This window comes from Candidatus Allofournierella excrementavium (assembly GCF_048526665.1).
Lineage (GTDB): Bacteria > Bacillota > Clostridia > Oscillospirales > Ruminococcaceae > Allofournierella_A > Allofournierella_A excrementavium.
Window position 1 is genome coordinate 80,212 of the sequence record NZ_DBGFPE010000007.1, and the last position, 15,157, is coordinate 95,368.

Sequence of the window (15,157 nt, forward strand, 5' to 3'; positions counted from 1 at the left end):
GGGCCGGCCTTCTCAGTCTGGGATGTCTTTTCTGTTTCAGGGCATCAGAAGTTGTCGCTGTGGATCTCAAAGAAGCTCTTGGAGTAGTTGCAGGTGGGGCAGACTTCCGGGGCGGCGGTGCCCACCACGATGTGGCCGCAGTTGCGGCACTCCCACACCTTGACCTCGCTCTTTTCAAAGACCTGAGCGGTCTCCACGTTGTGCAGCAGGGCACGGTAGCGCTCCTCGTGACGCTTCTCGATGGCGGCCACCAGACGGAACTTGGCGGCCAGCTCGGGGAAGCCTTCCTCCTCGGCGGTCTTGGCAAAGCCGTCGTACATGTCGGTCCACTCGTAGTTCTCGCCCTCAGCGGCGTGGAGCAGGTTCTGCGCCGTGTCGCCCAGGCCGTTCAGCTCCTCGAACCAGAGCTTGGCGTGGGCCATCTCGTTCTGGGCGGTCAGCTGGAACAGGGCCGCGATCTGCTCAAAGCCCTCGTTCTGGGCCACAGAGGAGAAGTAGGTGTACTTGTTGCGGGCCTGCGACTCGCCGGCAAAGGCGGCCTGCAGGTTCTTCTCGGTCTGGGTGCCGGCGTACTTGTTCGCGCCCTTGGCGGGGGCCTCCTCGATCTTCTCGAAGGAAGAGGCGGGCTGCTTGCACAGCGGGCAGGTGAAGCCCTCGGGCAGGGTGTCGCCCTCATAGATGTAACCGCACACTTTGCATTTCCATTTGCTCATTGTTTTCACTTCTCCTTTTGTTGTTTTGTCGTTGTCGGGGCCGGCCTGCTTGTGCAGAAGGCCGCTCTGGTCCCGGTAGCTGGTGTGAAGCATTTTTTCCGCCATCTCGCTCAGGGGCTGGCCGTAAAATGCGGCGTAAACTTCTTTTATCTCGGGGTTCTCGTGGCTGGTGCGCAGGGTCATGGCCTCGTCCCGCCGGTAAAGGGCGGCGATGCGGCTCTTGCGGGTCTCGTCAGCGTCCTTCATCAGGTCCTTGGGCTGCCCGCCGCCGCCGATGCAGCCGCCCGGGCAGGCCATGACTTCCACGAAGTGGTATTCCCTGCCCTCCGCCTTCATGCGCTCCAAAAAGCGCCGGGCGTTGGCGGTGCCGTAGACCACGGCCACCCGCAGGGTCAGTTCCCCCACCTGCACCTGGGCCTCCCGCACCCCTTCGTAGCCCCGCACCGGCTCCAGCCGAAGCAGCGCCTGGGGCGCGGTCTCACCGGTGACGTACTCATAGGCGGTGCGCAGGGCGGCCTCCATCACGCCGCCGGTGTTGCCGAAGATGACGCCCGCGCCCGAGGCTTTGCCCATCAGGGAGTCGTAGGCAGAGTCCTGCAGGGCGTTCCAGTCCACCCCTTCGGCCTTGGCCCAGCGGGCCAGTTCCCGGGTGGTGATGACCTGGTCGGTGTCCCGCATGCCTTCCACGCCGTGGTAGTCGGCGGCGGCGTGCATCTCCTCCCTGCGTATCTCGAACTTCTTGGCGGTGCAGGGCGTCAGGGCCACATGGACGATCTTCTCCGGGTCCAGACCCATCTTTTTTGCAAAGTAGGTCTTGACCGTGGGGCCCTGCATGCCGATGGGGCTTTTGGCGGTGGAGAGATGGGGCAGCAATTCCGGGGCGTACATCTCCGCGAAGTGCACCCAGCCGGGGCAGCAGCTGGTGAACTGGGGCAGCGGCCGGTCCTTCTCCGTCAGGCGGCGGATGAGCTCGCTGGCCTCCTCCACGATGGTCAGGTCCGCGGCGAAGTTGGTGTCCAGCACATAGTCCACGCCCAGCGCGCGGAGAAGGGCCACCATTTTGCCCTCCACAAAAGCGCCGGGCTCCATGCCGAACTCCTCGCCCAGCGCCGCGCGCACGGCGGGCGAGGTGCTGACCACCACGACCTTTTCCGGGTCGGCCACTGCCTGCCGCACCGCCGGGCTCTCATCCCGCTCGGTGATGCTGTCCACCGGGCAGACATTGGCGCACTGGCCGCAGTAGATGCAGACGGCCCTGTCCCCTGTCTGCTCCAGGGTGTAGGTGCCGTGCACCCCCATCAGGTCGGTGCAGGCCGTTTTGCACATGCCGCAGCGGATGCACTTGTCCTCCCAGCGGAGGATGCTGGGGTTGTCCGGCTCGATGGCCACCCGGACGGATAAGGGAAGATGTTTCAGTTTCCTCACATTCCTTTCTTTTTTCTGCACTCGTCGCACAGATATACCAGCTTCAAATCATAGGAGAGGATGGCGGTGCCCGCCTTCTGTTCCAGCTGGGCGGTCAAATCGCCCAGGTCCACGTCCAGCAGCTTGCCGCACTCCTTGCACACCAGATGGTCGTGCCGCTGGATGCGGTCGTAACGGTCGGGCGTGCCTTCCACCGACACCTTGCGGATGAGGTCATCCTGCCACAGACGGTTCAGATTGTTGTATACAGTGGCCAGCACCACCGTGGGATAGGTGCGGCGCAGCTCCATAAAGATCTGCTCCGCCGTCATGTGGCTGCGGGACTGCTCCACGATCTCCAAAATCTTCTTCGCATACTTCGTCACAGTTATCAGCACCATTTTTTAGAATTATTCTAATTTCATTATATGGATTTTCGCGAAGAAGTCAAGGGGGGAAAACAAAAAAGCCCAGCCGGGCGGCTGAACTTTTGAGCAGAACGAGAAAGAGCCCAGCCGAACGGCTGAGCTCTTTTTTGTGGTGGACCCGACGGGAATCGAACCCGTGTCCGAAAAGCGATCCGCGAGAGTATCTCCGGGTGCAGTTTGTCTACAACATTCCCGCAGCGGCAGGCCGGCAAACAGGCCGCCGCATTGGTAGCTTCATGAGGTCATGGCCGCCCGCAAAGCTTGAGGCGGCTCACGTTCAGCGTCTAAATGATGCCCTGGCCCCACACGACGCTTGAGTGGGCAGGACAGCTGCCTTAATTAGGCAGCGACAGCTAATTTGTTGTTGTTAGCTATTTTTTTGGAGGCGTTTATAGTGTGGCCCCCATCCACTACCCGCTGCTCGCACTTCACACTCCCCGTCGAAACCTTTACGGGCCCATGTGGTAACTATTATAATACCCTTTTTCCCGCCGTTATGCAAGAGGCACGGCGAAGATGTCACCAAACCTTCACCTGCCCCGGCTTCCGAAGACCCGGGCGCCGCATTCTCGCAGCGGCCCGGGCGCGGGCTGTCACAGGGCCGGGCCGTGCGGGGCTTCCTTTGGCTCGCCCCAATAGCGGGCGGTGAATTCTTCCACCGTGATGGGGCGACTGTAGTAGTATCCCTGGCCGAAATCGCAGCCCAGCGATTGGATGAGGGCCTCGTTCTCCCGGGTCTCCACGCCTTCCACCACCACCGAGATCCCCAGCTGTTTGGCCATCCGCACCACCTGCTCCATGATGATTCTGGAGCGGGGATCGTTTTTGTCCGCCGCCTCCATGAGGAAGCCCCGGTCCAGCTTGAGCTCGTCGATCTGCAGGCTGTTCAGGGTGTTCAGCGACGAGTATCCGCTGCCGAAATCGTCCATGGAGATGCGGAATCCGATGGCTTGCAGCTGGCTGATGCGGGCGTTCAGCTCCCCGGCGTTTTCCAGCGCCAGGCCCTCCAGGATCTCCAGCGTGATCCAGGAGGCGGGGATCTGATAACGTTCGATCAGCCGTTCCAGGTTCTGGATATAATCCGCCTCGAAAAACAGCAATTTTGACTGATTCACCGACAAGGGCGGCGGCTGGATGCCCTGATCCAGCCAGGCGCGCAGCTGCTTGCAGGCGCACTCCACCATATACAGGTCCAGCGAAACGCTGAATCCGTTCTGTTCAAACAGCGGAATGAACTGGTCGGGATAAAGCATCCGGCCGGTCCCGGTGGTCCAGCGCACCAGCGCCTCGGCGCCGCCCAGCCTGCCGCTGGTCAAATCTATCTTTGGCTGCAGGTACATGCGGAACTCCCCGTTTTGCAGCGCCTGGTGCATGTGGCTTTCCACAAAGTTCGCCACTTCTTCTTTTTTATGCAGTTCTGTGTCGTAGGTCCACACCGAGTTGCAGCTGGCGCCCTTGGCCCGCTCCAGCGCGAACATCGCATGGGTGAGCACATCGTCCACCTTCCCGGACGCGGCGCACTGCGGCGCCGCCACCATTCCGGCATAAAGCAGGACATGGTAGTCACTGTTCGCGTCCTGCAGGGCGGCGGCACAAGCCTCGTCCATGATGCTCCGCAGCCGGGCGGCAGCCTGCTCCGGGTCGGTGTTCAGCAACACGGCATAGAACAGGTCGGCGTTGTCACGGCAGCAGAATTCCCCCTCCTCCAGCCGTGCCTGCAGCTGCTGATGGATGTGGCGGAGAAGCTTGTCGGCCCGCTCGCGGCCAAAGATCTCGTTGATGAACTTGAACTGACGGACGTCCAGCGCCGCCAAATTCACATCCTGCCGCTGGCTCAGGGCCTCTTGCAGCTTCAAAGTGAAGCCGCGCAGATTGTCGCCGCCGGTGAGGGCGTCGTGGAAAGCCAGATCGCGAAGCTCCCGGTCGTTTCGGCGGGTCAGGCGATAGCCGTACACAAGCAGTATGATCATCAACAGCAGCAGCGCCGCAAAGGTGACCGCAATGACCGTCACGATCCGATAAAGCCCGCTTGCTTCCTGCACCCGGCTGACACAGAGCATATACCAATCCTTGATGCCCACCGGCTCCAACAGCGCCTGATAGCTGCGGCCCTCGCAGCGGAAGGAGGAATAGACGCTTTCCCCGGCGGCCAGGGCTGTCCGAATTTCTTCCGCTTTCTGACCGCTGAAATAGGGTTCTTCATAGATGGAAGCCACCGATTCTTCCACAACGGAATTCTGGGAATGGATCAGCAGTTCGCCCTTGGAGTTGAGCAGATGGATGTGGCCGTTGCCGGAAAGCACGGTGTCGCCGCTCAGGATGTCCGAGAATATCTCCACCTGATCGCTGGCGATCAATGCGCCCACTGTATCGCCGTTCCGGCTCACCGGGATGGCGTAAATGAAAATTTTCTCCTGCGTCAGTTCGCTTTGGACCAGGTCGGACAGCGCCATCTCTCCCTGCCAGGCCTGGGCCACGACTTCCTGCACCTCCGGCTGCATCTCCGCCAGTTCCACGTCGCTGCGCACCGGCTGACCCAAAACGGCCACAACGCCAGACCCGTTCAGCGGGAAATAGGCCATGGACACGAAATCGTTCCGCAGGTTTGCCTCGTTCAGGATCTCGTCAAAGTTTTCGGCCTCGTCCACATTGCTGAACTCGAGAAAGCCGGACATGGTGGTCAGGATCTGATAGTCCGAACTCATCTGCTTTTCCAGCCGGTTTTTGTATTCATCGGTCTCTGCGCGCATCTGGTCTTTGGTGACCTCGACCATGGAACGGGCCAAAAACGCCGCCACCCCTTCCCCGGCGGCAAGCAGCAGCAGTCCTGCGGCCACGATGAGCACCACTGCGCGGCGAAGCCGTTCTTGCAGACGTTTTTCTTCCATTTTGCACGGCCCCTTTCCCAGTGCCAAGACGGCGCTTCTGGTTTTATCATAGCACACCCGGCAGCCGGCTGCAAACACGGCACCCGCCAAACAGTCGCCGAACACCAGCTCGACGGCCGGGCCGGGGGCGCACCGGCAAGTCAATGGTCCGCCGAAAACCGCAGAAATAAAAGAAAAAGCACCAATCTTTCGATTGGTGCTTTGTGGTGGAGATGAGGGGGATCGAACCCCTTACCTCTTGAATGCCATTCAAGCGCTCTCCCAAGTGAGCTACACCCCCACGGGCTTGCCGTCTCGCGACTGCTTTGCTATTATAGCAAACCCTGCAGGGAATGTCAACCCTCTTTTTCGAGAAAATCAGAAGATTTTTTTGCGGCTTACTCGGCGCTGTCGTTGAAGGCCTTGAAAGCCTTGTAGGCCATGTAGACGTCGATCTTGGCCACCAGCTCGAAGGGCGAGTGCATGCTCAGCACGGGCACGCCCACGTCCATGGTGTCGATGTTGTGGGAGGCCACGTACTTGGCGACGGTGCCGCCGCCGCCCTGGTCCACCTTGCCCAGCTCGCCGATCTGCCACACGGCGCCGGCGGCGTCGAAGATGCGGGTGAAGTAGCTCACCAGCTCGGCGGAGGCGTCGTTGGCGCCGCCCTTGCCGCGGGAGCCGGTGTACTTGGCGATGGCCACGCCCTTGCCCGCGAAGGTGCTGTTCTGTGCCTCAAAGGCGGAGGGGAAGGTGGGGTCGAAGGCGGCGGTCACGTCCGCGGACAGGCACTTGGAGTTCTGGAAGCAGAGGATGTCGTCCGCGCCCTGGGCTTTGCACAGCTGCTGCACAAAGTGGAACACATACATGCTGTTCAGGCCGGTGACGCCCTCGGAGCCGATTTCCTCCTTGTCAGTGAGCACGCAGACGGTGGTGTAAACAGGGAGCTTGGTCTCCATCTCGGCGATGAGGGCGGGGTAAGCGTCCACACGGTCGTCGTGGCCGTAGGCGCCGATGAGGCCCCGGTCAAGGCCCACGTCCTTCGCCTTGAAGGCGGGCACGGCCTCCAGCTCGGCAGTGATGAAGTCCCGCTCGGTGATGCCGTACTTGTCGTTCAGCAGCTTCAGCGCCAGCAGCTTGACCCGGTTCTTGACCTCTTTGTCGGCATAGGGCAGGCTGCCCACCACGATGTTCAGCTCTTCGCCCTTCACGCCCTCGTTCAGCTTGCGCTCGTTCTGGTCGGCGCTCAGGTGGGGCAGCAGGTCGGTGATGCAGAAGACGGGGTCGCCCTCGTTCTCACCGATGCAGACGTTCACCTGGGTGCCGTCCGCCTTGTAGATGACGCCGTGCAGCGCCAGAGGCATGGCCACCCACTGATACTTGCGGATGCCGCCGTAGTAGTGGGTCTTGAGCAGGGCCAGCTCGCTGTTCTCATACAGGGGGTTGGGTTTGATGTCCAGACGGGGAGCGTCGGTATGGGCGATGTTCATATGTACGCCCTCGCTCAGGGGCTTCTGGCCCATGGTGGCGGCGATGACGCTCTTGCCCCGGTTGTTCAGATACACTTTTGCGCCGGGGGCGTAATTGGTGCCGGGCACGAAGGGAACGTAGCCGTTCTCCTCCAGCAGCTTCACGGTGTAGGTGGTCACGTCCCGCTCGGTCTTGCCGTTGTCCAGGAAGGCCTTGTAGCCCTCGCAGAATTCGTCCGCCGCCTTGTTCAGCTCCTCGCTGGCCTCGGCCGCGTGGGGCCGGGTGTACAGCAGCTGTTCGGCCAGCTTCTGGCCTTCGGTCATTTCTTTGCTCATAACTGATCCTCGCTTTCTTCAGGCTCCGTAAAGAGCCTGATAACGTTCATAGGCCCGGTTTATCTTGGTGACATACAGGCCCATTTGCTGATAAGGGAAGGTGTGGAGCACTTCGCCGTCGGCGGAGTAGTCGCTGCTTTCCAGCAGGCCGTCCACCGTGCCCCACCCGCTGTGGTAGGCCGCCGCCGCGGTGGACACGTCGCCGTGGTACCGCTCAAGGCAGGCGGAAATATAGTAGACGCCGAAGCGGATGTTCACCGCCGGGTCGTAGAGGTCGTCGAAGGTGAGGTCCTCGCCGGGGGCAATTTTGCTCTTGATCCAGTCGAAGGTGACCTCGGTGATCTGCATCAGGCCCCGGGCCCCCACGCTGGATTCAGCGCCGGGGTCAAAGCCGCTCTCGGTGCGTATCACCGCATAGATAAGGAGAGGGTCCACGCCGTTCGCCACGGCTTCCTTCTCCACGTATTCCGTATATTTCAAAGGGTAGCGCGCCAGGTCAAGCCTGTGCAGGCCTTCCCGCAGCCCTCTCACGGCCAGCACGACCACCGCCGCGAGCACCACGAGCCATAAAATTCGTTTTGTGAGCTTTTTTGCCACTCATGCACCGCCTTTCTCCTGCTCCAATGCCGCCAGTGCCTGACGGTGAAGATGTTCCAAGTCCTTGTCGTTGCGTATCTCCCGCGCCGCGGCTTTGCGCAGCGTGCGCACCGGCAGCTGGGCCGCGAGGCGCGCCCGGGCCTGCCGCCGGGTGAGGCCGTCCCGCTTGCGGATGCGCGCCACGCTTTGTTCGTAGGGCGCGCTCACCAGCCAGATGGCGTCGCAGTGTTTTTCAAAGGGCGCGCCCACGATGACCGCGCCGTCCACGAAGAAGAGCGCCTCTCCCCTGCTTTTCGCCTCGTCGGCGGCGGCCAGCAGGCGGGCGATGATCTCCGGGTGGGTGATGCTCACCAGCTTTTGGGTGCTTTCTTCGTCCCGGAAGGCCCGGTCCGCCAGCAGCTGCCGGTTTACTGTGCCCTGGGGGGTGAGCAAATCATCACCGAAGGCCTCCGCCAGTTTTGCAAGGCAGGGCGAGCCGGGCTCCAGCACCTGCCGGGCCACCAGGTCGGCGTCCGCCACGGTGTAGCCCAGCCGGCGGTAGAGGGCGGATACAGCGCTTTTGCCGCTGCCCGAGCGGCCGGTGATGCCGATGATCTTCACAGCTCCACCACCTCGAAGGCAGCCGCCCGCACCAGCCGGTTGTAGACCGCGAGGCCCACGCCGCCCACATGGGGGCAGCGGGCGTAGACTGTTTCGGCGCCCTTTTCGTCCAGGCGGCGCAGGGCGCTGAACAGCTCCCGGGCCTGGGCCGCGTCGTTCTCTTTGGCGCCGTAGCTGATGAAGGGCACCGGCAGCTGCTCGCCCTCGCCGTCAAAGCAGAGGGCCCACACGCCGGGGCCGGCGTGGTCGCAGACATACTTGCGGTAGGCGTCGAAATCCCCCCGCAGAATGGTCACATGGGCCTTGGGGGCGTAGTGCTTGTACTTCATGCCAGGGCTGCGGGCGGTCTCCCCTTCCTTCAGCTTGTGGAGCACCGCGCCCGCCAGCTGCACTTCGCAGCCCAGCACCCCTTCCAGCTGCTCCTTGGTGACGAAGCCGGGGCGCAGCAGCATGGGCTGCTCCCCCGCCAGGGTGATGACGGTGGACTCCACCCCCACGCCGCAGGCGCCGCCATCCAGGATGAGGGGCAGGCGGCCGTCCATGTCCGCCATCACATCCTGGGCGATGGTGGGGCTGGGCCCGCCGGAGCGGTTTGCCGAGGGTGCCGCCAGAGGCAGGCCGCTGGCGGCGATGACCGCCCGGGCCACCGGGTGGCTGGGCATGCGGATGGCCACGGTGTCCAGCCCGGCGCAGACTTCGTCCGCCACCTTGGGGCCCCGGGGCATGATGATGGTGAGGGGGCCGGGCCAGAAGGCCTGGGCCAGCGCCTTGGCGCCCTCAGGCACACAGGCCACGAGCCCCTCCAGCATTTCCAGCCGGTCGATGTGGACGATGAGGGGATTGTCCTGAGGGCGGCCCTTGGCCTCGAATATCTTTTTGACCGCCGCGCCGTTGAAGGCGCTGGCGGCGATGCCGTAGACGGTCTCGGTGGGGATGGCCACAATTTCCCCTGCCTGCAGCAGTTCGGCGGCTTTGTTCACCGAGGCCTCGTCGGCCTTTGTCAGAATGGTTTTCATAGTGTTGCTTCCTTTTCCTGGGCGGCCTGCAGCCGCCGGGTCTGGTCGGCGGTGATGAGCGCGTTCAGCAGCTCATCCAGCGCGCCGTCCATCACGCTGTCGAGTTTGTAGAGGGTGAGGCCGATGCGGTGGTCGGTGACCCGCCCCTGGGGGAAATTGTAGGTGCGGATGCGCTCGGAGCGGTCGCCCGTACCCACCTGGCTGCGCCGGTCGGCGTCGATGGCGTCCTTCTGGGCCTGCTGTTTTTCCGCCAGCAGGCGGCTGCGCAGCACCTTGAGGGCCTTATCCTTGTTTTTGTACTGGCTTCGCTCGTCCTGGCATTCCACCACCATGCCGGTGGGCAGGTGGGTCACCCGGATGGCGCTGGAAGTCTTGTTGACGTGCTGGCCGCCCGCGCCGGAGGAGCGGAAGGTGTCTATCTTCAAATCGGCGGGGTCCAGCTGCACGTCCACCTCTTCGGCCTCGGGCATCACCGCCACCGTGACGGTGGAGGTGTGGATGCGCCCTTGAGTCTCGGTCTCGGGCACCCGCTGCACCCGGTGGACGCCGCTCTCGTACTTGAGGCGGCTGTAAGCTCCCTCGCCCTGCACCGACACGCTTATCTCCTTCACGCCGCCCAGTTCGGTCTCGTTGAGGTTCAGCACCTCGCACTTCCAGCCTTTGGAGGCGGCGTACATGCCGTACATCCGCCAGAGGCTGGCGGCAAAAAGGGCGGCTTCCTCGCCGCCGGCGCCGCTGCGTATCTCCAGGATGACGCTGCGGTCGTCGTTTTCGTCCCGGGGCAGCAGCAGGACGCGCAGGGTCTGTTCCAGCTCTTCCTGTTTCTGCCTGCCCTCGCTGTACTCGGTCTGGACCATCTCCCGGAAATCCGGTTCCAGCCCCCCTTCGTCCAGCAGGGCGCGGGCCTCGGCGCATTCCGCGCAGACCCGCTCGTACTCGTCCAGCGCCTCCATCAGCGGGGTGAGGCGCTTATATTCCTTCATCAGCGCGGCGTAGCACCCGCCGTCGGCCAGGATGACCGGGTCCTGCAGCGAGAGGTTCACCTCGTCGTAGCGGCGGCGCACCCTGCGCAGCTGTTCCAGCATGGGGTCTGCTCCTTTCCGTTTTGCGTTTTAAAAGCAAAACGGAGCGCTACTCCTCGCCGGGGCGGATGATCTTTTTGATGTTTTTCTCGATTTTGGCCCGGGGGAGCATGACCTCCCGCCCGCAGCCGGTGCAGCGAATTTTGAAATCCATGCCCACACGCAGCACGTCGAAACAGGCCGCGCCGCAGGGATGCGGCTTTTTCGTCAGTATCTGGTCGCCCACACGCACGTCCACAGACCGGCCCTCCCTTGCATTTTGTCCGCCCCGCCGTTGCAGACGGGGACAATTTAATATTATATACCTTTGCGCCGGTTTTGCAAATATCCCCCGCCCCGCCCGCATATATTTTTTAAAAACGCGCGCCGGGGGTCTGTTCCCGGTGCGGCGCGGACAAAACCAGTTAAAGTGAGGATGGAAACGATGGTGGAATATACCCCCGAAGGCAAGGGCCGGGACGCGCGGCATCTGAGCGAGGCCCAGCTGGCCGAGGCGTTTGCGGATGGCAGCATCCTGGAGAGCACGGCGCTGGCCTATGACCGGGAGCGGCAGCTGGTGTTCGAGCTGGCGGGCCGCCCCGCCCGCATGCCCCACGACGAATGCGCCGCCGGCGCGGCCGAGGGCGCGGTGCGGGACGTGGCGCTGCTGACGCGGGTGGGCAGGCCCACCTGTTTTCGCGTCACCGCTCTGCCCGAGGATGCAGGCGGCGCGTATCTGCTCTCCCGCCGGCTGGCTCAGGAAGCCTGCCAGAGGGACTATCTGGACGCGCTTTTGCCCGGCGAGCTGGTGACGTGCGTGGTGACCCATCTGGAAAGCTTCGGGGCTTTTTGCGACGTGGGCTGCGGCATCAGCGCCCTTCTGCCCATCGACTGCATGTCCGTCTCCCGCATCCAGAGCCCGGCGGACCGGGTAAGTGTGAGCCAGCAACTCATCTGCGCGGTGAAGAGCCGGGACGACAGGGGCCGCCTTGTGCTGACGTTGCGGGAACTGCTGGGCACCTGGCAGGAAAACGCCGACCGCTTTCATGCCGGCGAGACGGTGGTGGGGCTGGTGCGCAGCGTAGAGAGCTACGGCGTGTTCATCGAGCTGGCCCCGAACCTGGCCGGCCTTGCGGAGCGGTGCGAGGGCCTGCGCCCGGGCCAGCCGGTGAGCGTTTTCATCAAGAGTATTCTGCCCGAAAAGATGAAGATAAAACTGGTCATCGTGAACCGGGAGCTGGCGGGGCCGCTGTTCTTCGCCCCCCGCTACTTCATCACCGAGGGGCGGCTGGAGCGCTGGGTCTACTCCACGCCGGGCAGCAAAAAACGCATCGAGACGGATTTTGGCCCGGCGGCCTTGTAAAAGCGGGAGATTTTCACTATAATAATTCCTGAAAATACCCCGAGGAGGAAGTGAGAAGATGGCCGGAAGTGCTTTTACCTTTGGCGTGAAACCGGGCGGGCTGACCGAGAACACCGAAGTCCGCATCCTGCTGTGCTATCTCATCAAGACGGTGGCCCCCATGGCGCCCCTCACCCGCGCGGAGATCGAGCAGGCGTTGCTGGGCGAGCAGCTGGTGAACTATTTTGAGCTGAGCGCGGGCCTTGCGGACCTGGAGGAGAACGGCCTTGCCACCGTGGACGAAGCGGGCGGCTGGCGCATCACCCCCAAGGGCCTTGCGGTGGCGGATGAGCTGAGCATCGACCTGCTGCCCCGCACGGTGCGGGAGGCGGCGGTGCGCGCGGCGGTGCGGGCCCAGCAGTGGGCGCGCAAGGCCGCCCAGCACAAGGCCGAGGTGGAAAAGACCGGCGACGGCTACGCGGTGCGCTGCTCCATCTCCGAGATGGGCAGCAAGCTGTTCGGGCTGGAAGTGCTTCTGCCCGACGCCATGACCGCCGAGATGGCAAAAAACGCCTTCATCGAACATGGCAGCGACATCTACGCCCTGGTTTTGGGTGCGTTGGCCACGCCGGATGAAAAAGACTGACCAAACAAAAAGAGCCGTGCTGCGTGCACGGCTCTTTTTCTGTTTTCAGGGGTCCTGTTTGCCTTCCACCACGCCCTCGTGGTGCAAAACGCTGCCGATAGTGCGGAAGAAAATTTTCACGTCCAGGGCAAAGGAGAGGTTTTTGGCATAATAGCCGTCCAGCTCCGCCTTCACGGGGATGGGCAGTTCGTCCCGCCCGTGGACCTGGGCGTAGCCGGTGAGGCCGGGCACGCAGTCGTTGGCGCCGTATTTGTCCCGCTCGGCCACCAGATCGTCCTGGTTCCAGAGGGCGGGCCGGGGCCCCACGATGCTCATCTGGCCCATGAAGATGTTGAAGATCTGGGGCAGCTCGTCCAGGCTGGTGCGGCGCAGAAAGCGCCCGGCGCTGGTGATGAAGGCGTCGGGGTTTTCCAGCATGTGGGTGGGCATGTCGTGGGGGGTGTCGGTGCGCATGGTGCGGAATTTATAAATTTTAAAGAAGGTCTTGCCCTTGCCCACCCGCTTCTGGGTGAAGAGCACCGGCCCCGGGGACGAGGCCTTGACCCACACCGCGATGACCGCCAGCACCGGGGACAGGCACAGGATGGCCAGACCGCTGCACAAAAAGTCCAGCGCGCGTTTAAAAAAACGTTTATACATTTTCTCAGCCCTCCCCCATGCCGATCTCGTCGCGATGATGGTGGAAGGTAGGCACCATATCGGTGAGCGCCTGCACCAGATTCTCGCTGTTGTTGCTGTAAGCGATCTGCTTGAGGGCCATCAGGTGGTCGAAGAAGGTCTGGTTGTTCAGCCGCAGCGGCGCGCCGATGTATATCTTGCGGTTGTCGGTCTTGCGCAGGCCCTCCTCGTCCATCAGCATCTCCTCATAGAGCTTTTCGCCGGGGCGCAGGCCGGTGAACACGATCTGGATGTCCTTGTAGGGGATGAAGCCGGAGAGCTTGATGAGGTTCTCGGCCAGATCCAGGATGCGCATGGGCTTGCCCATGTCCAGGACGAATATCTCGCCGCCGCTGGCCATGGCGCCGGCCTCCAGCACAAGGCTCACCGCCTCGGAGATGGTCATGAAATAGCGCACGATGTCCGGGTGAGTGACGGTGACCGGGCCGCCCGCGGCGATCTGGTCCTTGAACAGGGGGATGACCGACCCGTTGGACCCCAGCACGTTGCCGAAGCGCACGGCGGCGAAGCGGGTCTTGCTGCGCTGGGCCATGGCCTGCACCACCATCTCGCACACGCGCTTGGTGGCGCCCATCACGTTGGTGGGGTTCACCGCTTTGTCGGTGGAGATGAGCACGAACCGCTCGGCGCCGTATTTGTCGGCGCTGACGGCCACGTTGTAGGTGCCGAAGACGTTGTTCTTCACCGCTTCTTCGGGACTGTCCTCCATCAGGGGCACATGCTTGTGGGCCGCCGCGTGGAATATCACCTGGGGGCGCAGGCGGCTGAACAGAGCGTCCATCTTCTTGGAGTCGCGCACCGAGGCGATGAGCACTTCCAGGTTCAGCTCGTCGCCGTATTTGCGGCGCAGCTCCTGCTGGATGGCGTAGGCGTTGTTCTCGTAGATGTCCACGATGATAAGCATCGCGGGCTTGCAGCTGGCGATCTGGCGGCACAACTCGGAGCCGATGGACCCGCCGCCGCCGGTGACCATGATGCGCTTGCCACCCACGAGCTGGGTGATGAGGCTGGAAAGCTGCACCTCGTCCCGGCCCAGAAGGTCTTCCACCTTCACGTCGCGGATACGGCTGGCAAGGTCCTCGCCGTCGGTGATCATCTTCACGATGTCCGGCAAAATTTTCACGTTGCACTTGGTGCGGTTGCAGATGGACAGCACCCGGCGGCGGTTCTCCTCATCCATGGTGGGGATGGCCAGCAGGATGGTCTCAATTTCGCAGCGCTCCACCAGCTCGGGGATGTCCTCGGTGGTGCCCATGATCTGCACGCCCATGATGTAGCGGCCCTGCTTTTCCGGCGCGTCGTCCACGCAGCAGATGATGTTCATATCGGGGTTGGCCGCCTTATACTGCTCGTGGAGCAGGGTGCTGGCGGCATCGCCCGCGCCGATGAGCAGGGTGCGCCGCGCCAGCCGCTTGCCCTGCCTGCCCAGCTTGACGTTCCGGTACATTCGGTATGTCAAACGTGAGTAGAGGGTGAGGGCCACCGCGAACAGCGCGCTGAGGAAATAGACCGAAATGGGCACGCGGGTCTCGCTGAAGATGAAAAAGGAGGTCACGCCGAACAGCGCCACCGCGATGATGGAGGCAACGCACAGGCGGAAGAACTCCACGATCTCAGCATAGCGCCAGAGGCTGTCGTAGACGCCCATGAGGGCATAGACGATCTCAAAGCAGCTGACAAACAAAAACCAGCTGGCTACAAGCAGGCTGGAATATCGCTGGTAATCGGCCCGGCCATTGATGATGACCCAGGGCGCGATGTAGGCCAGGGAGATCACCAGAATGTCGAAGGCGATCAATATTTGTTTTCGGAACCGGCTGAGCAGCCGGGAAAAGGTTTTGCTCAAAACCATCACCAATTCTTTAGCATCGGTCCGCAGCCGCAAGGCAGGCCAAAAGCGCCGGAGTGAACCGGCGGAACACGCTTTTTCTTTACTGTTTTGTTATATTTTACAACATCCGCGCTATTTAATCAATCCACATTTTATAGTTTGCCCGCCG

13 protein-coding genes, 1 tRNA gene and 1 other RNA gene are annotated in these 15,157 nt (G+C 62.6%); 2 read left to right on the forward strand and 13 right to left on the reverse strand.

Annotated features, from left to right (window positions below; genetic code table 11):
* Positions 1 to 44: 44 nt before the first annotated feature.
* From rbr to ACMI1Q_RS02765, 11 genes are all read right to left on the reverse strand, one after another.
* A complete protein-coding gene (gene rbr / locus ACMI1Q_RS02715) occupies positions 45 to 2,138 on the reverse strand; it encodes a rubrerythrin (protein WP_419502725.1) in 2,094 nt (697 codons plus the stop codon).
* Positions 2,135 to 2,518 carry a Fur family transcriptional regulator gene (locus ACMI1Q_RS02720; RefSeq protein WP_394979647.1) on the reverse strand — a complete coding sequence of 128 codons (384 nt, stop codon included), beginning with the start codon at positions 2,516 to 2,518 and terminating at the stop codon, positions 2,135 to 2,137. The genes rbr and ACMI1Q_RS02720 overlap by 4 nt, the downstream gene beginning before the upstream one ends.
* Before the next feature lie 137 nt (positions 2,519 to 2,655).
* Positions 2,656 to 3,004, reverse strand: a transfer-messenger RNA (tmRNA) gene (gene ssrA, locus ACMI1Q_RS02725).
* A 134-nt stretch (positions 3,005 to 3,138) separates the two neighbouring features.
* Entirely contained in the window at positions 3,139 to 5,433 is a 2,295-nt protein-coding gene (locus ACMI1Q_RS02730; protein ID WP_419502726.1) for a putative bifunctional diguanylate cyclase/phosphodiesterase, read from the reverse strand.
* 204 nt (positions 5,434 to 5,637) lie between these two features.
* Positions 5,638 to 5,713 (reverse strand) — tRNA-Ala (locus tag ACMI1Q_RS02735).
* Positions 5,714 to 5,810: 97 nt separating this feature from the next.
* The gene (locus ACMI1Q_RS02740) at positions 5,811 to 7,217 is read right to left on the reverse strand and encodes an aminopeptidase (protein WP_419502727.1); all 1,407 of its coding nucleotides are present in this window, start codon (positions 7,215 to 7,217) and stop codon (positions 5,811 to 5,813) included.
* A gap of 18 nt (positions 7,218 to 7,235) precedes the next feature.
* Positions 7,236 to 7,814 (reverse strand): lytic transglycosylase domain-containing protein, encoded by a 579-nt coding sequence (locus ACMI1Q_RS02745; RefSeq protein ID WP_419502728.1) that lies wholly within the window; start codon positions 7,812 to 7,814, stop codon positions 7,236 to 7,238.
* Entirely contained in the window at positions 7,815 to 8,414 is a 600-nt protein-coding gene (gene coaE, locus ACMI1Q_RS02750; RefSeq protein ID WP_419502729.1) for a dephospho-CoA kinase, read from the reverse strand.
* The gene (locus tag ACMI1Q_RS02755; RefSeq protein ID WP_419502730.1) at positions 8,411 to 9,430 is read right to left on the reverse strand and encodes an L-threonylcarbamoyladenylate synthase; all 1,020 of its coding nucleotides are present in this window, start codon (positions 9,428 to 9,430) and stop codon (positions 8,411 to 8,413) included. The genes coaE and ACMI1Q_RS02755 overlap by 4 nt, the downstream gene beginning before the upstream one ends.
* Positions 9,427 to 10,515 (reverse strand): peptide chain release factor 1, encoded by a 1,089-nt coding sequence (prfA, locus tag ACMI1Q_RS02760; protein ID WP_419502731.1) that lies wholly within the window; start codon positions 10,513 to 10,515, stop codon positions 9,427 to 9,429. Before prfA ends, ACMI1Q_RS02755 begins: the two co-directional genes overlap by 4 nt.
* A 46-nt stretch (positions 10,516 to 10,561) precedes the next feature.
* On the reverse strand, positions 10,562 to 10,750 hold the full coding sequence (locus ACMI1Q_RS02765) for a DUF951 domain-containing protein (protein WP_330056738.1): 189 nt from the start codon (positions 10,748 to 10,750) through the stop codon (positions 10,562 to 10,564).
* A 186-nt stretch (positions 10,751 to 10,936) separates the two neighbouring features.
* Here ACMI1Q_RS02765 and ACMI1Q_RS02770 point away from each other — a divergent pair, with 186 nt between their 5' ends.
* Entirely contained in the window at positions 10,937 to 11,854 is a 918-nt protein-coding gene (locus ACMI1Q_RS02770; RefSeq protein ID WP_419502732.1) for a S1 RNA-binding domain-containing protein, read from the forward strand.
* A 58-nt stretch (positions 11,855 to 11,912) separates the two neighbouring features.
* Positions 11,913 to 12,479: a DUF4364 family protein gene (locus tag ACMI1Q_RS02775; protein ID WP_394979633.1), complete on the forward strand. Its 567-nt coding sequence runs from the start codon at positions 11,913 to 11,915 to the stop codon at positions 12,477 to 12,479.
* Between the two features lie 45 nt (positions 12,480 to 12,524).
* Here ACMI1Q_RS02775 and ACMI1Q_RS02780 read toward each other — a convergent pair whose 3' ends face one another.
* Positions 12,525 to 13,118 (reverse strand): sugar transferase, encoded by a 594-nt coding sequence (locus ACMI1Q_RS02780; protein ID WP_419502733.1) that lies wholly within the window; start codon positions 13,116 to 13,118, stop codon positions 12,525 to 12,527.
* A gap of 4 nt (positions 13,119 to 13,122) precedes the next feature.
* Entirely contained in the window at positions 13,123 to 15,009 is a 1,887-nt protein-coding gene (locus tag ACMI1Q_RS02785) for a polysaccharide biosynthesis protein (protein ID WP_417025178.1), read from the reverse strand.
* Positions 15,010 to 15,157: the final 148 nt, after the last annotated feature.